This is a genomic window from Pseudoalteromonas sp. OOF1S-7, from assembly GCF_022347765.1.
Taxonomy (GTDB): domain Bacteria; phylum Pseudomonadota; class Gammaproteobacteria; order Enterobacterales; family Alteromonadaceae; genus Pseudoalteromonas.
Map to the genome: position 1 here is coordinate 195,495 of NZ_JAKRFZ010000004.1, position 19,669 is coordinate 215,163.

Genomic DNA, 19,669 nt, shown 5'->3' on the forward strand with positions numbered 1-19,669 from the left:
TTTCATTTAATATCATTCTAAAGTGCAACTGTGTTTTCAACCGGTTGCACTTTTTATGCTCTCACAATCCTACTCTACAACCACCAGACGCAACTCTGCTTTCTCTTCGGTACTGGCAAATAAACGCTTGCTGCTGCCAGTGTTAGTCTGTCTGGCTGTGCTATTTGAACCACTTCGGGCTTTGACCATTGCCACACTTGCAGACGCATTTTTTCAGGTCAGTGTGTTTGTCGCGGGCACACTGGCAATCTACTACTTTCTGGTCGACAGACTCCCTCAGCTGGAACTGAGTTACCTTAAAGCTAAATCACCGGCACTGGAAATCTCTATGGCAGCAATTCTGGGCGCGCTGCCCGGCTGTGGCGGTGCCATTATCGTGGTTACCCAGTTCACCAAAGGACAGGCAAGTTTTGCCTCTGTGGTTGCGGTCCTGACAGCAACCATGGGCGATGCCGCGTTCCTGCTCCTGGCCAAAAAGCCACTTGAAGGCCTCACTATCATCGCCCTGGGCGTCGTTGTGGGCATAATCAGTGGTTTAGTTGTTAACTGTCTGCACAAACCTGAATTTTGCCAACCCGGTAAGCAAAGCAACAGTGCAATTGAATGCAAGGCACCGTCTAGTGCTATCCGTTTTAGTGAGCCTGTTTGGCGCTGGGTGCTTCTCCCCAGTCTGGTGATCGCACTGTTGATCGCCTTTAATACTGACCTGGGCGTACTGACCAGGCCCGTGGAACTGGCAGGTGCAGCTTTGGCTTTGTTCGCCCTGACCATCTGGGCGTTGTCTTCAAAAGGCCAGAGTTACCGCGAAGTCACCGCCGAGGACGATGAGCAGGATCCCCCTTCCAAACTGGCCAAGGTCATCCACGACACCCACTTTGTGACCGCCTGGGTGGTGGCCAGCTTTATGCTGTATGAACTGTCTGTTGCCCTGTTTGGCCTGGACCTGGCGGCCTGGTTTTCTGAGTATGCGGTATTTGCACCACTGATTGCCATTGCCATTGGAATGCTGCCGGGATGTGGGCCTCAGATAGTCGTAACGAGCCTGTATATTCAGGGTGTCTTACCCTTCAGTGCGTTGGCAGCAAACGCTGTAGCCAACGATGGTGATGCGCTATTCCCGGCGATGGCACTGGCACCCGGGGCCGCAGCTCTGGCTACCCTTTACTCGGCCATACCCGCATTGCTTGTAGGCTATGGCTTATATTACTTTGCCTGACAGTATTAAGGCCTGCTCAAGCAGGCCTTGGTGTATACCCGGATACACTCCCTTTCCTGGTTGCTCCTCAACAGAAACAAAATTCACACCTATTTAACAAACGCCCCTTACTATGACGAGCGATTACGAAGACAATATCCAGCCGAAGTTATTGCGTGATATGCCTCTTCAACCTAACGACCATTAAGACAAGGATATCAGAACCCATGAAGAAAGGTTTGTATATGACATCTCTTAGAGCCTTGTGTTCTTTGACATTTTTTTCAACTTTTACTTTATCAGCGGAAACCATCATTGTAGACAATAGCAGCGATATGTTTTCATTTGAGTCAGGAAGTTGGGTAACCAGCTCATCCATTTCCGGCTATTTGGGTAGCAATTATATCTATGATGATAAAGCGACTGGGCATGGAGAAGTACACTGGCAATTAAACCTGACGCAAGATGCGACATATGAAGTGTTTGCACGCTGGACTGCCCACAGCAACAGAGCATCAAATGCCAGCTATTATATTTCTTACGCACATGATGAAAAAGTAATATCTGTGGATCAGCGGTCAAACAATGGTGAGTGGGTTTCGTTAGGTCTTTTTGACAGACCCTTCTTAGTTAAGCTCTCTAATAGTGGATCAGATGGTCACGTCATTGCCGATGGTGTTAAGGCGGTATTGTTCCAATTAAATGCGGATTCAGACCTGGATCTTATTAATGACCAAGATGAAGCTTCATTGCTAAACTCAGACCCAAATGACGCATTCAGTCTAGACCCTGGTAAGAAATTAAATGATGCACACTTTGATTCCGACGGTGATGGCTTCTCGAACGCATACGAAATTAAAATGAGGTTTGATCCGCTTGATCCTAATTCAACTCCACCTGTTTCATCGCAACAACATACTTTTTCAGGCAATATCACTGTAGATGGTGCGATTCTACTTACCCCAAAATTAACTCAACCATTCATGTGCTCAGAAGTAAACAAAGGGAGTTTTTATTTTGATGACAGTTTAAATACGCCTATGATTTGTGATGGTGAAAGCTGGCAAGCGTTTAGAGGAGCACAAGGTTTGCCTGGCAGTGATGGGGCAGATGGCGCTCAGGGAGAACAAGGGTCCGCTGGGCCTAAGGGAGAACCTGGTGTACAAGGACCACAGGGACCTGTTGGTGAAACAGGTGAACAGGGACCGAAAGGAGAAAAAGGCGACACAGGCCCCCAAGGCCCTGCTGGTATTGCGGGCAGCTTTGGTATATACCAGAGCAGAGCGGCCACTGAACAGCATACAGAGTCTACAGCAGGCTTTGTCGTTGGTTGGGCATCTTGTGGCAGTAGTGACAACAAACTTTACTACGTTGATATAATCATAGACGGCGTAAAAGTCATCCGGGCTGGAAACTACTCTTATGAATACGGCGACACGAATACTTATCACAGCTTCACAGTACCGGTCGGCGCAAACAGTTCCTGGAAACTTGAAGTTTCACGTTGCACCGTTCAGGATCTACACTTTGTACCTTTTAGCACTTAGTTTTTACCTTTGCTATAAAACCGCAGACAAGCAAGAACAGGTGCCTGGAGCAGCGCATTGAACGGTTCCAGGCCCAGACAACGGAGTGTTCAGTCATCATCATGTTTTTCAATGATCAGGATAACCTCTCCAACCTTAAAACCCCATTTAATGATTTCTGTGCGGTTAAACAAGCGCTTTTCGTTAACCAGATACATCCAGTCATCTAAGATCACTTCCAGCGGCTTGCCCTGATATTGGATCTCCAGCTGATAACGCCAGTACAAGGCGGACCCCGCCGTTTCGCCCTGGGCAACCCCAATCACATCACCGGCAGTGCCTTTGTAGCGGTTCTCAGCTGTTTTTTCTAGCTGCCAGATTCTGGTTGATTTCTCCCCGTCGTCGAAGCGAAACCACTCCTTCAGTTCGCCTTTATTCCCTGTCCAGGAGCCGATTAGATCAGCCTCAAAGCGCCGGGTAAGATTGCCACTGCGATCCAGCACTATCCCGTAGGCCGTGAGCTCACCTTCAAAAAATTGCTCCAGTGCCAGCTCTGGTTTGGTGTCGCTGTAATCCGCAATTGTTTTGCTGGTGCAGCCGCTCAGAGCCAACGCCAGCAACAAAGTTATAACTAGTTTCATTGTGTTACCTTCTTCCTATGAGCTGCCTTCTTAGCTCAGGCTCTGTGGTTTTTTCAGACAGCCAGATCCCTAAAAAGGCTGGCCCAAATGCACTGTCCTTAATCGCCCCCAGAAAACGCGCCGACGCTTTAAGATCAGATTCGGACAGCGACGCACTCAGCTCGACTGGCGGTTCAGGACGGAAGTAAAAGCGACTTTGCAGGTCCTCATCGACCACCAGGATCAACTGATTACCTTTGCGTATGTCTGGCCAAAGCCGTGCAAGCTGCCGCAGCCATTGTTCACTGTTATCAAGAGAAAGCTGCTGTTTTTGCCATTGCTCTTCGGTTGCGTCAACCAGTTCCTGCGCTTCAATGTCACGCTTGTAGGTTAAGCTCAGTATCTGAGGGTATTCAGTTTCCCGATAAGCCTCACCGCCGGTGTAAAGCGCAGCTGAGTAAACATCCCAGAACAAATAGCGCAAGTCTGCCGTACCGCGTAAATCAAGCTCCGACAGCTCAGTTGATGTTGATGCCTCCGCCTGCGTCGATACCACAGCGGGCGCCACAATTAATGCAGCTGACAAAATCAAGCCATTTAACTGTTTAAACATGTTGTACTCCTGTTTTCGCGACAAAACGGCTGTTAAGGTGAACCACCAGAGGCAACACAACCGCCCAGACAGCACCAAAGACTATAAACAAATTGAAAACGGACAGCGCGCTATCAAGTGCACCCAGTTTTATGCCGCCAATGTAGCTCAGAGCACCAAACACCGCACCGAGTACAGACTGAACGCCCAGATGGCAACGTCCTAACCAGCTCAGACTGTGGTTGAGAGTCAAGGTAAAATGCACCCACAAAAAAGCAAGCCACACAGGAAGCCAGGGCTGACCACCGGCAAACTGGATGACGCCCGCAGCCGCCAGAGCTTGGTCTACCAATAAACCTACCGGTAACACCATCAGGCTACTGAGGTCAGCCTTGCGACTTGGCGACAACGCGAAGTGCAGCGCCAGCAACACTATGACCCCAATCAGTGCCTGGTGAGTGAACAAAGCACTCAACCACCACACTGACTGGAATATAACGAGGTTAACTAGCCAGAAATTGCTCATCATTGACCCCAACATATCTGGGTTTACGTGCAACTAAATGATGCGTACTGATCACCCGCTCCAGAAATGCGCCTTCACAATATTGCAGATAAAAAAGCCATAAACGCCTGAACTGCTCGTCAAAGCCAAACGTGCGGATCTGCTGCCAGTTCTGCTCAAACTGAACCCGCCAGCGTTTAAGTGTTTGCGCGTAATGCAGGCCGATATCGTCTATATCTCGCACCACCATATCCGTCTGTGTGGCCAGGTGTTGTGACATCACAGCCACAGATGGCAGACACCCGCCCGGAAAAATATAACGCTGGATGAAATCCACGTTATTGCGGTAATGATCGTAGCGACTGTCCGAAATGGTAATAGCCTGCAGTAGCATCAGACCATCGTCTTTTAACAGGCTGCTGCACTTGGCAAAAAAGCCCGGCATATAACTGTGCCCGACGGCCTCTATCATCTCGATGGAAACTAGCTTATCGAACTTGCCCTCAAGTAAGCGATAATCTTGCTTTAACAGGGTTATCTGCCCCTGCAAACCAGCCGCTTCAATTCTTTGCGCGGTAAAGTCATGCTGAGCGTCGGAAATCGTCGTGGTCGTAACCTTGCAGCCATAGTTTTGTGCCGCAAATAATGCCAGCGCCCCCCAGCCGGTTCCTATTTCAAGTAAGTGGTCGTCAGCGCTCAGCTCAAGTTTGTCGCAAATGATTTTTAGCTTGTTGTGTTGGGCCTGCTCGAGGGGCTGATCCAAAGTTTCAAAGACCGCGCTGGAATACATCATGGTTGGGTCAAGAAATGCCTGATACAGGTCATTACTTAAATCATAATGAGCAAGAATATTTTGTTTTGAACCCGATTCACTATTTCGGTTCCCAAGATGAAACACCCGATTCTTAAGCGCAGTAAACCAAGACATTTTACCTTCTAATTCATCTAGCTGGGATTGAGCACACGCGAATATACGGATCACTTTAGTCAGGTCAGGGGTGTGCCACTTGCCAGCAATAAATGCCTCCGCAGCACCTATGCCACCACCTTTAAGTACATCAAAGTAAAAGCCTGGGTCGCTGACAAAAATCGTTGCCTGAAGCCTGGGTTGCAAGGTTCCAAGTGATACTTTCTCGCTCCCTTCAATGATCTCAAGCCGATCGTGTTTCAGGTTTTTAAGCAGCTTAAAAATGAACGTTCTGGCTTTGTTGATCATCAACTGGTGCCACCAGGTTGATGTGGCAGGCTTGGAGATGGTTTGGCTATTTTGTTCCATGTATCACTTCGCTTTATTTCAGTTAGAATGCGTTTTAGGGTGTGGTATAAACGGCACACGCTTCACCCAAAGTTTCAAAGCTTGCCAGTAAATCGACAGGCAAATTTTTAATGTCATAGAGGGCACACACAAACCGAGACCAAGTACACTTTTCAAAGACAGAGGCTTGGACTCCAGTGCCATAGTGGCGTCGAACAATTTGTCTTGTTTCACACTGCCCTGCTGTTTGTACTCATGCTCAGATGTGGCGTGATTTTCTATGTGCACCATCAGCTTGCCAGGCCCTAGCTCGGGCGGCGCTTTAACACGCCACAGATATTGCATATCCAGAGACATAAACGGCGACACATGAAACACTTTGTCGGTTTTTTGTACCTGCCCGATATCGACCAGATAATAGTGGCGCTGATTCCAGGGCGTATTGCTCACCTCTGCCAGCATCAGGTTGCACTGACCCTGTTCGTTGTAGCAAAAGTAAATATTCAGTGGGCTAAAATACAGCCCCAGACAACGCCCCTGTACAAGTGCTTTGATACGGCCCCCGGGCCATTGCCCGCCAAGCTCTATGACTTTATTTTTGATACGCTGTTGCAACGTACCAGGATCACCTCTGAGGTAATCTTTGTGGCAAAAGCGAATAGGTCGATACCACTGTGGTCCAATTAACCCCAGGCCTTTTTTAACAAAGGTGTCTTCTTCTATATCCAGACAAAGCATATATAAGCGATAGGAGAAACCATGAAACACGGGTGCAAATCGTCGATGCCTGACCTGACCGACATACAAAGGTGAACGGTGTAGCGCATCAGACATTACAAATCATCCACACTGATGCCAAATCGCGCCGCAACATCAACTGCGCTACGCACACCATCTTCATGAAAGCCGTTGTACCAATAGGCACCGGCAAAATGCGTATGCTGCAGACCACAAATTTCTTTCCTACGCTGTTGTGCCGCAATACTCTGAGTATTGAATACCGGGTGCGCGTATTGATATTGACCAAGCACCTTGCTCTCATCGATAGGCTGATTCAGCGTCACACAAAAAGTGCATGGTGCTTCAATACCCTGCAGTATATTCATATTGTAGGTGACTGCCGCCGGACGAGACTCATTGTTGTCGAGCAAATAGTTCCAGGCAGCCCAGGCTAAACGACGCTTAGGAAGCAAGCTCGCATCAGTATGCAGGATCACACTGTTTTTTGCGTAGGGAATTGCTGACAGCACACTGCTCTCTTTCGCACTGGCATCACTAAGCAATTTGAGTGCCTGATCACTGTGGCAAGCCAAAACAACCTCATCAAATTCCCGTATTTCATCGGCGAAGTGCAGCTGGACACAGTCGTTTTGTCGCGTGATCTTTTTGATATCAGCATTGAGATGGATGTTGCCTTCCAGACCATTTAACAAGGGTGCGATATATTGCTTAGATCCACCTGGGATCACGTACCATTGTGGCCTGTCGCTAATATTAAGCAGACCGTGATGATGGAAAAAGCGAACAAAAAACTTCAGTTCAAACGCTTTCATTTTTTGCATGCTGGTGGACCAGATGGCTGCCCCCATAGGCAAAATGTAGTGCTCAGCAAAAAACTCACTGAAGTTTTGCTCATCAAGGAAAGTGCCCAGCGTTTCCGTACTGGAAAAATCATCATCCGCAAAGCGCTGCTTGGCAGTTTTGTTAAAACGAACAATTTCACTAAGCAGACGCCAAAACTTGGGACGAACTAAGTTGCGCCGCTGCGCGAATAAGGTATTGAGGTCATGTCCATTATACTCCAACCCGGTATCCTTATTATGAACACTGAAACTCATTTCAGTCGGCCTACCCTGGATCCCAATCTTGTCCATTAATTTAATAAAGTTTGGGTAAGTTCTGTCGTTATAAACAATAAACCCAGTGTCAACCTGATAAGTTTGGCCCTGATACTCGACCTCTTTGGTCGCAGTATGCCCTCCGAGCCTATCTCTTTTTTCGAACAAGTGTACGTCGTGCCGGGTGCTAAGCAATCGGGCACAGACCATACCTGAAACGCCACTACCAATGACGGCTATTTTTTTCATCTTTTTATCCATTTTGCCGCAAGGTGCCGCCATGTAATATGTGGCAGCCAACCAAAAAACTTGAGCAGGTAGGTAAACCTGCGTGGAAAGTGAATATCAAACTGCTTTTTCTCGACACCTTTGAAGATACGTTCAGCAGCCTGCGCGCTTGTAATTTGACAAGGCATCGGAAAATCATTTCTTCGTGTAAGCGGTGTATCCACAAACCCCGGATGCACTACACTGACCTGAATACCACTACCTGCAAGGTCAACATCCAACGCTTTAGCCAGGTAAGTAAGCCCAGCCTTGGAAGCACCATAGGCCTCTGCACGAGGTAACGCTAAAAAACTGGCCGATGAGCTGACAAACACCAAAAACGACGCACAGGTAAGCTTACTCAACCAGGCATCCAGGCAATAACCAACGGATATCAGATTGACGGAAATAACGCGTTCAAACAGGGCTGAATCAAATTGCTTTGCGTCGTCTATATACTCACAGCCGCCGGCATTCAGAATAATGCCATCCAGATCCGGGAGATCTTTCGCTACCTCAAAAATTGCCGCCTTATCGTTGAGATCAAAGCATACATGGCGCACTTGTTCAGATTCAGGCAGCATTGCCTGGAGTTTGTCTTTGTTCCGTCCGCAAGCGTGCACTTTGTAACCGGCATCAACATAGCGCTTAGCCAGGGCCAACCCTATACCGGAGCTGGCGCCGGTAATTAGAATTTCGGGCATGCCTGCGCTCCTTTGTTGTCTTTACTACCTGTTTGTTCACCGGAAATACGGGCTTTGAGCCAGCGTACCCCCATTCCCAGCACAGGAATGTGTTCGTACAATAAGCTGCCAGCGTCGAAATAATCTCGGTGCAGGATCACTTTGCCGTCCTGTACTTTCAAAAAGGAGTGGCCTTCTACACTGATATTGCGCCCTTTTCCCAAACGATTGTGTCTGTAGTGCATAGTCCAGTATAAAGCGGCCTCGTCGCCCTGAGACAAGCTGTGCTGAATATCAAACTGACAGCTGATCACATTGCTGTACATATCGCTGAAGTAAGTGCTCAAACCTTGTAGTCCACTGATCCCATGAAGCGGGTCTCTGAACTCAATATCAGGGTGATAAATCTCTGCCAATAAGTACAGAGTTTCTTTATCCAGCTTGTTATAAATCCCTACAAAATTGTTAAGCCAGTCTGGTTGTTCGGTCATTACTCTGTCCTTTTTGCTGCTATGCTTCGTTATACGTGTTCAGCAAGGTATAAGATCAAACTATCTAAGGTTCCGGCAACCTGTTGCGATGGTGCTGGCTGACAATCAGGAGCACATGAGTCCCTACCTAGTACAGTAGCAGGTTTTCAGATAAAACGGCTGAAATCAGCATCATATAAAAAAAGCACAAAGGCAGGCTTTGTGCTTAAGTCAAAGGAGGGATTAAGATCCTTGTTAATTCTGGGTTAGTAAATCAGTTTACCAATGGGATTGAACAACTGGCTCAGGCCCTGACTGAAGTGCAAAGCATCATCAGCCAGCGTAAAGCACAGGCAAGACTCAGTCGCTACCGGTGAATGCTCATGGCTTCCATCCAACATAATAAAATCGCCCGGTACATAGCTATCCATTTCGTCTTTAAAAGTACCAGATAGCAGTAGCGTCAGCTCAAACCCTCTATGTGTATGCTGTGGCACACTGCCGCCCTTTTCAATATGCAACAAGCTGGCGTGCAATTTACCGTCACCCAGGTTCAGCCGCGAGCGAGATAGTTTACCTAATTTCAACCAGCCACTCAGGCCGACATTTTGCAAACTGGATGGCAGTAAAAATTGCTCACCTTTTATTTCGATTTCGAGCGGTGCCGGAGCAGCAATTTCTGCAAGCATCGTGTCTTCTGTTATCTGAGCTATCAGCTCGTCCCAGTTCTCGTCACCATGCAAGTCCAGATTTTCACCAGCAAAGCTTTGAGCACAACTTGCCTCGTACTGGCAGGTCAGGTGCTGACACTGAGGACACATGGCCACATGCATACTCACTGCCACACTCAGCGACGCGCACAGTTCGCCCTGAACATAAGACTGCAGAATGTGTTCGGATGGGTGATATTTAATCATGATGTTCCCCCATATGTGCTTTCAGTTTGCCCAGTGCCAGTCTCAGTCTGGATTTTACCGTGCCCAAAGGTATCCCCAGCTGATTTGCCAGTTCTTCCTGACTCAACTCCTGAAAATAAATGCCTTTCACTACATTTTTTTGTTCTTCAGGTAGCTTTTCTACGTATTCAACAAGTTGCCTGTCCAGTAAATGGTCTGAAAATTCAGCACTGTCATCACGTTCATTACTGTGTTGTTGCCAGATGTCTTCACTGAGATTATCTTCACGGTTAGTCTGCATCTTCCTCAGCATGTCAAAAGATTGATTACGTACCAGAGTATAGATCCAGGTTGTCACGGCACCTTTTTCAGCGTTAAACAAATGGGCTTTGCGCCACACGTTGGCCATGCTTTCCTGAAGCAGCTCTTGTGCCTGACTGGCATCGCCGAAACGCTGACGCCCGAGATGCAGTACTTTGGGAGCAAACCACTTAAATAAACAAGCGAATGCTTTCCTGTCTCTGTGGTTTGCAATACGGTGCATCCAGTCGCACAATTGCGCCTGTTGCTCAGCACTGAGCAGGCGTTGCTCTGATGTTTGTGTAGCAGCAACGTCTTTCATAACTGACCCCTGTGGCGTTTCGGTACTTTGCTGTCGACTCTTTTCTATCATTAGCTCACATCCATACATAATGGAAGTTTAAAATGGATTTTTGTTTCTCTGTATTGAATACGTCAGCTACCCCAGACTGGATCACGTAAGACAGAGAAATTTATCAGTCTTCCTGGCCTGTTAAGATGGTGTCGAGAAATTTTAAAGCCTGAGGCAGTGTGTTTGGCTCACAAAATCCTTCTTTGTGTTCAGGCGAGAAAGGCAGAATCTCTAAGAAACGTCCTGCTACCCACGCTGCATCCTCAAAACACGGATGAGGATAAAGCCCTGCCAGTTCGGAGTTTTGTTTGAAAATTCGTATCAGTTCATCACTGATATGTTGGTATCTGGGTGTCAATTCAGATCGTGGCCAATGCGCCCTGGCGGCAAGGCACGCTTGCCTCAAACCATCAGACTCCATCCAGACCTCTTCAATATCCAGCAACCCTTTAGATCTCACGTCTATGGTCAGGATATCATCTTCTGCTGAGCCAAAATCAATAATCTCGACCCAGCTGGCCCATGGGGCAGTCTGATACTCAGTCGATGACTTGTACAGGCTAAGCGCAAAGTGACGGTCATCGCCTGCTTCTTTTACCATGCGCAGGTACTTTTGTTCAAATATGCGTAGCCGAGTGACGCCACCGGGCAACAGAAATACAGGTAGTGGAAAAAGTGCCATTTGCACACTTTGAATCATAAAATCAGACCAAACAGTTAAATCTGACCAATGATACGAATAAGACGTTTACCAGGATCAACGAAAATCGATGCGTCAACCAAGCGAACATTTTCTTGTTTTTTGTAAGTGAAGGCATTAAAAAAGGGCCGTAAAGGCCCTTTACAACAAGTAAGAAACTAGCAAAAGTGGTGATTAGCGCATGGCCATCATCATTTTAGCCGGCTCCTCTAAGTAAGACTTCCATAAATTGTTGAATCTTGCAATCGTTCCGCCATCAATAACACGGTGATCGCCAGACCAGCTCACTTGCATAATTGCACGAGATACCACATTACCCTGCTCATCAAAGCGCGGCAGGTGCTGTAACTTACCCAGCGCAACGATAGCTACCTCTGGTTTATTGATAATAGGTGTTGCTGTCGTTCCGCCGATTGCGCCGATGTTCGAAATTGAGATCGTACCGCCTTTCAGGTCATTAGGAGAAACTCGCCCTTCTCGCGCAGCGTCTGTAAGTTGTGTGACCGCTTGAGCAACGTCCACAATCGACTTGTTCTGACACTGTTTGATATTTGGTACCAGTAATCCAAGTTTGCTGTCTACCGCCATACCTATATTGTGATCGTCAAAGTAAGTGATCTCAGTGCACTCGTCGTTCACCTGCGAATTAAGAATCGGGAACTCTTTAATTGCCAGTGACAACGCCTTGATAAAGAACGGCATCATCGTCAGTTTAATGCCCTGCTTTGCATACTGATCTTTGAGAGACTTACGCAAGGCTATCAGATCCGTCAGGTCAATTTCATCACTATAAGTAAAGTGTGGAATAGTTGAAACCGATGCGACCATCTGCTTGGCCATCGCAGCTTTCATACCACGGATAGACTCAACACGTGTACCACCTGATGATACCGATGCTGACGTTGATGGTTCAGTCTGAGCTGGCGTCGACGACTGAGCGGCCGCTGCGCCACCTTGCGCAAAGTGCTCCAGGTCTTCTTTAAATACACGACCGTTTTTACCTGAGCCTGGCACCTGAGTGATGTCGATGTCCATCTCTCGCGCGCGGCGTCTGACCGCAGGCGAAGCAACGGCTTTGCCATTCACTTTAGCCGCTGTAGCTGGTTGTGAAGATAGCGCTTTGCTTTCTTTCACAGGCTGTGGCTTATGGACCGCCAGCTCATCTTGTTTCGGGCTGTGATCGGCACCTAAGCGCATCTGGAATAACGGACTGTGTACCTGCGCAATATCGCCTTTCTGATAATACAGCTTTTCTACCACACCGTCGTATTTAGCCGGAATTTGCACCAGTGCCTTGTCTGTCATCACATCACACACAGCCTGATCTTCTTTGATTTCATCGCCTTCAGCGACCAACCACTCGACGATTTCACATTCAACAATGCCTTCGCCGATATCCGGGAGAATAAAGTCTTCTAAGTGGGCAGTTGACGCCGCCGGGGCGGGCTCACTGTCACTTGTATTACTGACGGGGGCCGGGGCTTCGCCCGCAACATCCATCGCAAACAATGGCTCATGCACTTTGGCGATATCGCCTTTTGCATAGTGTAACTGGGTGATCACACCATCATGTACTGCCGGGATCTGGACCAATGCCTTATCTGTCATCACATCGCAGATAGGCTGATCTTCTTTCACTTCATCACCTACATTCACCAGCCACTCGACCAGCTCACATTCGACGATCCCCTCGCCGATATCTGGTAAAATAAATTCTTTCGACATGTTCCGTCCCTTAAAACTCTACTGACTTCTTAATTGCAGCGAACACTTTAAGTGCATCCGGTACATACTCTTTTTCCAGCGCCAGCGGATAAGGCGTATCCAGACCACAAACACGCTCAATAGGCGATTCAAGATGCAAGAAGCACTCTTTTTGGATAGTTGCAGCAATCTCAGCGCCAAACCCGTTAGTAATAGGTGCTTCATGGCTGATTACCAAGCGACCTGTTTTGGTTACAGACTTAGCAATGGTTTCTACATCCCAAGGCAAGATTGAGCGCAGATCAATGACTTCACAACTGATCCCGGCTTCTTCTGCTTTGGCAGCAGCCTGCTCAATGATCTCCATCTGAGCGCCCCAGGCAAGCAATGTCACGTCTTTACCTTCTTTCACCACTTCAGCTTTACCAATTTCAATGGTGTAATCGCCCTCGGGCACTTCACCCGTAGAAGCGCGATACAAACGCTTTGGCTCAAAGAAAATCACAGGGTTATCATCTTTGATACACGCACGCAGCAGACCTTTGGCCTGATAGGGATTACGCGGTACAACCAGCTTCAGGCCCGGGGTGTGTGCAAAATAAGCTTCTGGTGATTGTGAGTGGTACAGACCACCTGCAATACCACCACCGTAAGGTGTGCGAATGGTCAGATTGCCGACATTGAACTCATTACCAGAGCGGTAACGGAACTTGGCCGATTCGTTTACTATCTGGTCGAACGCCGGGAAGATGTAGTCCGCAAACTGGATCTCTGCCAGCGCCGGGGCACCGAAAGCCGCCAGACCGTTTGCAAAACCCAGGATCCCCTGCTCGGTCAGTGGTGTATTAAACACACGGTGTTTACCGTATTTTTCCTGTAAACCTGAAGTCGCGCGGAATACACCGCCGAAGTAACCCACATCCTCACCAAAAATACACGCCTGCGGGTGCTCTGCCATGGTGATGTCTAGCGCCGAGTTAATGGCGTGCAGCATGTTCATTTTAGCCATTATTTTACCCTCCCAGCCGTGATTGGATACGCATCCGGATGCTGTTTAATATGCTCTTTAAGTTCTTCGTATTGTTTTTGTAGTGCCGGGATTGGCGTATCGTAAACGTCGGAAACAAGCTCTTCCAGCGCAGGCTTCTGAATCTTCTCAGCCACTTTCAGCGCAGCGAGGATCTCTTCGCGGATTTTATCTTTTTGCGCTTCGTCTTCTTCTTCGTTCAGCCAGCCTTGTTTAAGCAACCAGGCCTTGAAGCGTGCAACCGGACAGTTTGACTTAAACTCAGCTTCTTCGTCTTTTGTACGGTAGCCCGACGGGTCGTCCGACGTAGAGTGTGCACCTAAACGATAAGCGATGGATTCAATGAGGACAGGCTCGCCTGTTGTGACTGCGATTTCACGGGCTTTTTGCGTTGCCGCATAAACCGCTAATGTATCCGCTCCGTCGACACGAATGGTCTTAATGCCGTAGCCGACACCGCGAGAGGCAATCCCGTCGCCTTTAAATTGTTCATCAGCTGGCGTAGATATGGCGTAACCATTGTTACGGGCAAAGAACAGTACCGGTGCCTTATGCACTGCGGCCATGTTCAAACCTGCGTGGAAGTCACCTTCCGATGCAGCACCTTCCCCAAAGTAACAAATAGTGACGTTGTCAATTTCGCTGCTTAGTTCACCGCTTTGTGCATCAATATGCTTAAGTTTCTGGCCGTACGCATAGCCCGTCGCTTGCGGGATCTGTGTACCCAGTGGTGATGAAATGGTCAGGTAGTGTAATTCATTTGAGCCATAATGAACTGGCATCTGACGACCTTTACCCAAGTCTTTCTCATTAGAGAACAGCTGGTTCATAAACTGCTCAAGCGAGAATCCACGATAGTGCAGTGCCGCCTGTTCGCGATACTGCGCCATGATCATGTCTTCTTGTTTTAGCGCAGCTGCACTGGCAGTGATTGCAGCCTCTTCGCCAAGACACTGCATATAAAAGCTGATCCGGCCCTGACGCTGTGCCGCCTGCATACGTTCATCCAGCAGGCGGATAAAACGCATGGTAGAATAAATACGCAGCGCTGTGTCTTTGTCTAACTCAGGTGCAGTTGCACCGTCCAAAATCTCACCGTCTTCGCTGAGAATTTTCAGCGTCGGGATGTTAAGCGCATGGCCATCGATAAATTCGAGCGCATGGCTGATATTCAACGATATGTTATTGGGGTTAGTCATAACCTACCTTCTCTTGTTGTCATAACTAATTTGCAACGCCAAAGCCGCTTAAAATGGGCCGGATCCGCGGTTAGAGATTTGAATAATTAGTGCGGTAAATGCAAATTAATTAAATTAAAGCTTTTGCCACTTTACGTTAACGTAAACGGTTATTCAACTAATCCTAGATGAATAACCGTTAATTTGCACATTTTGCGGTGGAAAGTTTTTGATACGCTTTATTAAGCGCTTTATTTACAGAGGGTTACACGAAGTTTTTATCTACTTCCAGCGGGATCACCGTCAGTAATGCACGCTGGCCCAGCGCGACTTTGGCATTCGGGAAGATGATGGCTTCTCCCTCAACTTCTGCAAAGTAGGCTGTATCACCATCGGTTGCAAGCAATTCACCTTTAGCAAAACCGGTGAAATTTACCGCAGAATCAGGGAATGGGAATGAAAACGCCTCACAGGTGCGGTTTATCGTGCGATGCACCTGGAACAACTCGAAGTCATTTGCATTAAACTCACCAAATTTGACGCTTTCCTGGCTAATTAATGCTTTTAGTGTTTGTTTTACTGCGGCAAAACGTGACATATCATTCTGGCCAAAAGGCTTCACCTGCCCCAGCTCAACCGTAAAGGCGTCAGCACCGAACTGACAGGATGAAAAATAGCTGAAGGTCGTTGCTGCTGAACGCATCATCAAAATGGTGTTTACACCGCAGGCCAGCATAAACTGCAGTTGTGACTTCTTCCACGGCTTGCCGTGTAAGAATGGATAAACTGCAAATTTCTCATTTTTGGAGCCACGAATGGCAGTATGCAGATCATAGTGACAGCGATAACGTCCCTCTGGCACGCTGGTGAAAAAGTCGCGCACATAGCTCTCAAGCTTTGCAGCGCGGATCTGCTCCGGGTTTTCGGTGCGGTTTTCGTGGGCACCATTGAACAGTCGATTGAGGTTTTCATCCACAAAACGCTCTGCGATATTGATGGACTTAGGGTTACCAAACACAAATAATACACGGTGTGCCAGTTCAATGCGTTCCAGGATCACATCCTGAATAAACTCATCGCATATTTCGATGGGGGCGGTTTCATTACCATGCACCGCGCTCGACAACACGATGTCTTTGTTACCATACGTGGCAGGCGTAAACTGAATAACACCCGTGTCTTTTACTTCAACCAAAGTGCCGTTGCTCAGCGTAAATTGTTCAGCGGCAAGCGAGAACTCGTTATTGCGAGTCAGAGTCAGAAAGTCTCCAGTTTGTTTTAATGTATCAAGGTACATACGAACATCACCTTTTGTGAGAGAAATAAGCGTCGCTGAGGAGTCATATTTCAGCAACTAAATAGTAGGTATAAAAAAAGGCCATCACAATGTATGGCCTTTTATCACTTAAAGTTAGCGGATCACGCTATCTACCAATGTCTTGGCTGCCTGTTCCAGCTCAGCAAGATGCGCTTCGCCTTTAAACGACTCAAGATAGATTTTATAGATGTCTTCGGTGCCTGATGGACGAGCCGCAAACCAACCCGACTCGGTCACTACTTTTAATCCACCGATGGCCGCATTGTTGCCTGGCGCCTCAGTCAGAATATCTGTGATGGCGTCACCGGCCAGCGAGCTGGCCGTCACATCTTGTGGGCTCAAAGCTTTTAGTTTGGCTTTTTGCTCAGGTGATGCAGGCGCATCAATACGCTTGTAAACTGGCGCGCCATATTGCGCTTCAAGCTCACGATAGTATTGTGATGGCGTTTTACCTGTCACGGCCAGGATCTCCGCAGCCAGTAAGCCCAGAATGAAGCCGTCTTTGTCTGTGTTCCAGACCTCACCGTTGCGGCGCAGGAAGGATGCGCCCGCGCTTTCTTCACCGCCAAATGCCAACCATTGCTCACTCAGGCCATCAACAAACCACTTGAAACCAACCGGTACTTCGTACACTTCGCGCTGATTGCCTTTAACCACTTTGTCGATAATAGCGCTGGATACCAGGGTTTTGCCAATTTTAATCTCACTGCCCCAGTCACGGTGCTTGAGCAGATAATCTATCGAGACGGCCAGAAAGTGATTTGGGTTCATCAGACCGTCTTTAGTGACGATACCGTGACGATCGTAATCCGGATCGTTACCAATGCCGATATCATAGTCATCTTTGATCGCCACCAGATTTGCCATCGCAAATGGCGACGAACAGTCCATACGAATTTTGCCGTCTTTGTCCAAAGGCATAAAGGCAAAACGTGGATCAACCTGCTCATTCACAACCGTGAGATCTAACCCATATTGCTTCGCAATCACCGGCCAGAAGTTGATGCCAGAGCCGCCCAGCGGATCAACACCAATACGTACGCCTGCTTTTGCAATGGCTTCGAGGTCAACAATATTCGCCAGGTCTTCCACATAAGGCGTGATTAAGTCGACATATTTTACAAATCCTGAGCGACTGGCTTTAGCAAATGGGAACAGCTCAACTTCAACTAAATCTTCAATCAGTAGCTGATTGGCACGATCTTCAATCCACTTAGTGACGTCTGTGTCGGCTGGTCCACCATTGGGTGGATTATATTTAAAGCCACCGTCTTCTGGCGGGTTATGTGATGGAGTTACCACAATACCATCGGCCAGCTCATGCGGATGCGTCTTGTTATGACACACAATGGCATGGCTTATCACCGGAGTTGGTGTGTAATCATCGTTTTCCTGCGTGACCACATGGACCTCGTTGGCAACCAGTACTTCAATAGCGGAGTTAAACGCAGCTTCCGACAAGGCATGGGTGTCTTTGCCTAAAAACAACGGGCCAAAAATATTGTTGGCTTTTCTGTAATCACAGATAGCCTGGGTAATAGCCAAAATGTGAGATTCGTTAAATTTCACATTATACGAACAGCCACGGTGACCTGATGTGCCAAAAGCAACGCACTGCTCGGGGTTTTGTTCCAGATCAGGCTCATTCAGATAGTAAGCCGATACCAGTTTGGGAATATTCGCCAGCTGACTTAACGGAGCTGGTTTGCCTGCATTGGGGTGATTTGCCATCACATTTCCTTATAGGTAGTCTCGGATAGTTTCTGCGTGTTGCGCCGAATAACCTAGTATGAGCGCAACTTCGTGCAACATCATTTTTTTGCGCGTCGTGTTTGAGTTTGTCATAACCCAATACTGACTGTCTGCAATGTTTTTCGGGTTCGTACTACTACCGCTTTCGAGCAGCGCCGCTTTGCTGGTCGAAAAATAAATGCGATCTCGCCCTTTGATTTCCAATACTTTGTGGAAATCAGCTTTATGGCTACGATGAAACGCTGCCAGAATAAACAAAAAACGCCCCACTACGCCTTTTTGCATAGCCAGCTCTTCTTTATTTAGGATATCAAATACATTGCCTGAAGGTTCGTTTGAAACCGGGGCTTGCTGAGGCTCAACTTCTGGTTGTGGCGTGAGCTCTGCGGTTTGGTCGGTTTCCTCAGTGGGCTGCGCCACAGAGTTCAGGTTCAATAAACGACGCAGGATCTGGGAAGCGCTTTCACCAATACTTTGCGTGTTACTGGCAATGTATTGATATAGCTCGTCATCTATTTCTATTTTTTTCATGCTTGTCCTGTCATTTTATACATCTACTGCATCTTCACGGGATTATATCTAAATTTAACTTATTCCTCTACGGCTATGATTTTGCTTTCAACACTGGCACACTATGCGCCGGATCCGGAGGTATTATGTTGCTTAACTACAAATTATCGGGACAGCCGCTGGGCAGTGCCGAGCCTGTTGTGTTGCTCCACGGCCTGTTTGGCTCGCTGGAGAACCTAAATATTATAGCCCGCGCACTGAGTGAGTCATTCACGGTTATCAATCTAGATTTGCGTAATCATGGCCAGTCGTTCAAAAGCGATGTGATGGATTACCCCAGTATGGCTCAGGACGTACTTGCCCTGCTCGACCATCTTGGAATAGAAAAAACCCACCTGGTTGGGCATTCCATGGGCGGCAAAGTGGCCATGCAAGTCGCTATGCTCAATGAAGATAAGATCGATAAGCTGGTAGTACTGGATATTGCACCAGTGGACTATCACCCGCGTCATGATGCCATAATTCAGGCGCTGAACGCCGTAGCTTCTTCCGATATTACCAGCCGCAGTGAAGCCGACACAATCATGCAAGCGTATATAGAAGAACAAGGTGTACGAGGCTTTTTGCTCAAGAGCCTTGCAAAAAACGAGCAAAACGGCCTTACCTGGCGGTTTAACCTGCATGTCATAGAAAAAAACTACGATAAGATCATCTCAAATATAAATACAACTCATTCCTGTTTGTGTGATACTCTGTTCCTGAAAGGAAACAATTCAGATTATATTCTGGCCGAGCACAGAGCTGCCATTATGCAATCGTTTAGCAATGCGAGAGCAAAAATTATCCAGGGTGCCGGACATTGGCTGCACGCAGAAAAACCGCAAGCCGTCAATCGTTCAATTATTGATTTTATTCAATAATTACCTCAGTTTTTTCTCTGCAACCTTAATTTATCGGTTCCAGGTATGGTATAGTAGCCGC

20 protein-coding genes are annotated in these 19,669 nt (G+C 47.7%); 3 read left to right on the forward strand and 17 right to left on the reverse strand.

The window, feature by feature from the left end:
- Window positions 1–55 precede the first annotated feature (55 nt).
- Window positions 56–1,216: a putative manganese transporter gene (locus MHN33_RS08175; protein WP_239397499.1), complete on the forward strand. Its 1,161-nt coding sequence runs from the start codon at window positions 56–58 to the stop codon at window positions 1,214–1,216.
- Between the two features lie 206 nt (window positions 1,217–1,422).
- Window positions 1,423–2,742, forward strand: coding sequence for a hypothetical protein (locus MHN33_RS08180; protein ID WP_239397500.1), 1,320 nt, complete (start codon window positions 1,423–1,425; stop codon window positions 2,740–2,742).
- Window positions 2,743–2,831: 89 nt separating this feature from the next.
- Here MHN33_RS08180 and MHN33_RS08185 read toward each other — a convergent pair whose 3' ends face one another.
- The 17 genes from MHN33_RS08185 to seqA all read right to left on the reverse strand — a co-directional run bounded on the left by MHN33_RS08185 (window position 2,832) and on the right by seqA (window position 18,709).
- Entirely contained in the window at window positions 2,832–3,362 is a 531-nt protein-coding gene (locus MHN33_RS08185) for a DUF3833 domain-containing protein (protein WP_239397501.1), read from the reverse strand.
- Window positions 3,363–3,366: 4 nt separating this feature from the next.
- Window positions 3,367–3,954: a chalcone isomerase family protein gene (locus tag MHN33_RS08190; RefSeq protein WP_239397502.1), complete on the reverse strand. Its 588-nt coding sequence runs from the start codon at window positions 3,952–3,954 to the stop codon at window positions 3,367–3,369.
- Window positions 3,947–4,462 (reverse strand): DUF2878 domain-containing protein, encoded by a 516-nt coding sequence (locus MHN33_RS08195; protein ID WP_239397503.1) that lies wholly within the window; start codon window positions 4,460–4,462, stop codon window positions 3,947–3,949. The genes MHN33_RS08190 and MHN33_RS08195 overlap by 8 nt, the downstream gene beginning before the upstream one ends.
- Window positions 4,437–5,714, reverse strand: a complete 1,278-nt coding sequence (locus MHN33_RS08200) for a cyclopropane-fatty-acyl-phospholipid synthase family protein (RefSeq protein WP_239397504.1) — start codon at window positions 5,712–5,714, stop codon at window positions 4,437–4,439. The genes MHN33_RS08195 and MHN33_RS08200 overlap by 26 nt, the downstream gene beginning before the upstream one ends.
- An 18-nt stretch (window positions 5,715–5,732) precedes the next feature.
- Window positions 5,733–6,527 (reverse strand): DUF1365 domain-containing protein, encoded by a 795-nt coding sequence (locus tag MHN33_RS08205; RefSeq protein WP_239397505.1) that lies wholly within the window; start codon window positions 6,525–6,527, stop codon window positions 5,733–5,735.
- Window positions 6,527–7,780 carry an FAD-dependent oxidoreductase gene (locus tag MHN33_RS08210; RefSeq protein ID WP_239397506.1) on the reverse strand — a complete coding sequence of 418 codons (1,254 nt, stop codon included), beginning with the start codon at window positions 7,778–7,780 and terminating at the stop codon, window positions 6,527–6,529. The genes MHN33_RS08205 and MHN33_RS08210 overlap by 1 nt, the downstream gene beginning before the upstream one ends.
- A complete protein-coding gene (locus MHN33_RS08215) occupies window positions 7,777–8,502 on the reverse strand; it encodes an SDR family NAD(P)-dependent oxidoreductase (RefSeq protein ID WP_239397507.1) in 726 nt (241 codons plus the stop codon). The genes MHN33_RS08210 and MHN33_RS08215 overlap by 4 nt, the downstream gene beginning before the upstream one ends.
- Window positions 8,487–8,972 (reverse strand): nuclear transport factor 2 family protein, encoded by a 486-nt coding sequence (locus tag MHN33_RS08220; protein WP_239397508.1) that lies wholly within the window; start codon window positions 8,970–8,972, stop codon window positions 8,487–8,489. Before MHN33_RS08220 ends, MHN33_RS08215 begins: the two co-directional genes overlap by 16 nt.
- Window positions 8,973–9,217: 245 nt before the next feature.
- A complete protein-coding gene (locus MHN33_RS08225) occupies window positions 9,218–9,868 on the reverse strand; it encodes a ChrR family anti-sigma-E factor (protein ID WP_239397509.1) in 651 nt (216 codons plus the stop codon).
- Window positions 9,861–10,520 (reverse strand): sigma-70 family RNA polymerase sigma factor, encoded by a 660-nt coding sequence (locus tag MHN33_RS08230; RefSeq protein ID WP_239397510.1) that lies wholly within the window; start codon window positions 10,518–10,520, stop codon window positions 9,861–9,863. Before MHN33_RS08230 ends, MHN33_RS08225 begins: the two co-directional genes overlap by 8 nt.
- A 103-nt stretch (window positions 10,521–10,623) precedes the next feature.
- Complete coding sequence (locus tag MHN33_RS08235) at window positions 10,624–11,181, reverse strand: hypothetical protein (RefSeq protein WP_239397511.1); 558 nt, start codon at window positions 11,179–11,181, stop codon at window positions 10,624–10,626.
- Window positions 11,182–11,373: 192 nt separating this feature from the next.
- Window positions 11,374–12,924, reverse strand: a complete 1,551-nt coding sequence (locus tag MHN33_RS08240; RefSeq protein WP_239397512.1) for a dihydrolipoyllysine-residue acetyltransferase — start codon at window positions 12,922–12,924, stop codon at window positions 11,374–11,376.
- A gap of 10 nt (window positions 12,925–12,934) precedes the next feature.
- The gene (locus tag MHN33_RS08245) at window positions 12,935–13,912 is read right to left on the reverse strand and encodes a transketolase C-terminal domain-containing protein (protein WP_046004494.1); all 978 of its coding nucleotides are present in this window, start codon (window positions 13,910–13,912) and stop codon (window positions 12,935–12,937) included.
- A complete protein-coding gene (locus MHN33_RS08250; RefSeq protein ID WP_239397513.1) occupies window positions 13,912–15,129 on the reverse strand; it encodes a thiamine pyrophosphate-dependent dehydrogenase E1 component subunit alpha in 1,218 nt (405 codons plus the stop codon). Before MHN33_RS08250 ends, MHN33_RS08245 begins: the two co-directional genes overlap by 1 nt.
- Before the next feature lie 244 nt (window positions 15,130–15,373).
- Window positions 15,374–16,405 (reverse strand): succinylglutamate desuccinylase, encoded by a 1,032-nt coding sequence (astE, locus tag MHN33_RS08255; protein ID WP_239397514.1) that lies wholly within the window; start codon window positions 16,403–16,405, stop codon window positions 15,374–15,376.
- Between the two features lie 114 nt (window positions 16,406–16,519).
- On the reverse strand, window positions 16,520–18,157 hold the full coding sequence (gene pgm / locus MHN33_RS08260) for a phosphoglucomutase (alpha-D-glucose-1,6-bisphosphate-dependent) (protein WP_239397515.1): 1,638 nt from the start codon (window positions 18,155–18,157) through the stop codon (window positions 16,520–16,522).
- A gap of 9 nt (window positions 18,158–18,166) precedes the next feature.
- On the reverse strand, window positions 18,167–18,709 hold the full coding sequence (gene seqA, locus MHN33_RS08265; RefSeq protein ID WP_239397516.1) for a replication initiation negative regulator SeqA: 543 nt from the start codon (window positions 18,707–18,709) through the stop codon (window positions 18,167–18,169).
- 125 nt (window positions 18,710–18,834) lie between these two features.
- On the opposite strand from seqA, the gene MHN33_RS08270 reads away from it, so the two are divergent.
- On the forward strand, window positions 18,835–19,608 hold the full coding sequence (locus MHN33_RS08270) for an alpha/beta fold hydrolase (RefSeq protein WP_239397517.1): 774 nt from the start codon (window positions 18,835–18,837) through the stop codon (window positions 19,606–19,608).
- The last annotated feature ends 61 nt before the right edge of the window (window positions 19,609–19,669 follow it).

Bases quoted from the DNA above. Each gene is read 5' to 3' on its own strand.
- MHN33_RS08175 (WP_239397499.1), top strand. From the start codon at position 56: ATGCTCTCACAATCCTACTCTACAACCACCAGACGCAACTCTGCTTTC.
- MHN33_RS08180 (WP_239397500.1), top strand. From the start codon at position 1,423: ATGAAGAAAGGTTTGTATATGACATCTCTTAGAGCCTTGTGTTCTTTG.
- MHN33_RS08185 (WP_239397501.1), bottom strand. From the start codon at position 3,362: ATGAAACTAGTTATAACTTTGTTGCTGGCGTTGGCTCTGAGCGGCTGC.
- MHN33_RS08190 (WP_239397502.1), bottom strand. From the start codon at position 3,954: ATGTTTAAACAGTTAAATGGCTTGATTTTGTCAGCTGCATTAATTGTG.
- MHN33_RS08195 (WP_239397503.1), bottom strand. From the start codon at position 4,462: ATGATGAGCAATTTCTGGCTAGTTAACCTCGTTATATTCCAGTCAGTG.
- MHN33_RS08200 (WP_239397504.1), bottom strand. From the start codon at position 5,714: ATGGAACAAAATAGCCAAACCATCTCCAAGCCTGCCACATCAACCTGG.
- MHN33_RS08205 (WP_239397505.1), bottom strand. From the start codon at position 6,527: ATGTCTGATGCGCTACACCGTTCACCTTTGTATGTCGGTCAGGTCAGG.
- MHN33_RS08210 (WP_239397506.1), bottom strand. From the start codon at position 7,780: ATGAAAAAAATAGCCGTCATTGGTAGTGGCGTTTCAGGTATGGTCTGT.
- MHN33_RS08215 (WP_239397507.1), bottom strand. From the start codon at position 8,502: ATGCCCGAAATTCTAATTACCGGCGCCAGCTCCGGTATAGGGTTGGCC.
- MHN33_RS08220 (WP_239397508.1), bottom strand. From the start codon at position 8,972: ATGACCGAACAACCAGACTGGCTTAACAATTTTGTAGGGATTTATAAC.
- MHN33_RS08225 (WP_239397509.1), bottom strand. From the start codon at position 9,868: ATGATTAAATATCACCCATCCGAACACATTCTGCAGTCTTATGTTCAG.
- MHN33_RS08230 (WP_239397510.1), bottom strand. From the start codon at position 10,520: ATGATAGAAAAGAGTCGACAGCAAAGTACCGAAACGCCACAGGGGTCA.
- MHN33_RS08235 (WP_239397511.1), bottom strand. From the start codon at position 11,181: ATGGCACTTTTTCCACTACCTGTATTTCTGTTGCCCGGTGGCGTCACT.
- MHN33_RS08240 (WP_239397512.1), bottom strand. From the start codon at position 12,924: ATGTCGAAAGAATTTATTTTACCAGATATCGGCGAGGGGATCGTCGAA.
- MHN33_RS08245 (WP_046004494.1), bottom strand. From the start codon at position 13,912: ATGGCTAAAATGAACATGCTGCACGCCATTAACTCGGCGCTAGACATC.
- MHN33_RS08250 (WP_239397513.1), bottom strand. From the start codon at position 15,129: ATGACTAACCCCAATAACATATCGTTGAATATCAGCCATGCGCTCGAA.
- astE (WP_239397514.1), bottom strand. From the start codon at position 16,405: ATGTACCTTGATACATTAAAACAAACTGGAGACTTTCTGACTCTGACT.
- pgm (WP_239397515.1), bottom strand. From the start codon at position 18,157: ATGGCAAATCACCCCAATGCAGGCAAACCAGCTCCGTTAAGTCAGCTG.
- seqA (WP_239397516.1), bottom strand. From the start codon at position 18,709: ATGAAAAAAATAGAAATAGATGACGAGCTATATCAATACATTGCCAGT.
- MHN33_RS08270 (WP_239397517.1), top strand. From the start codon at position 18,835: ATGTTGCTTAACTACAAATTATCGGGACAGCCGCTGGGCAGTGCCGAG.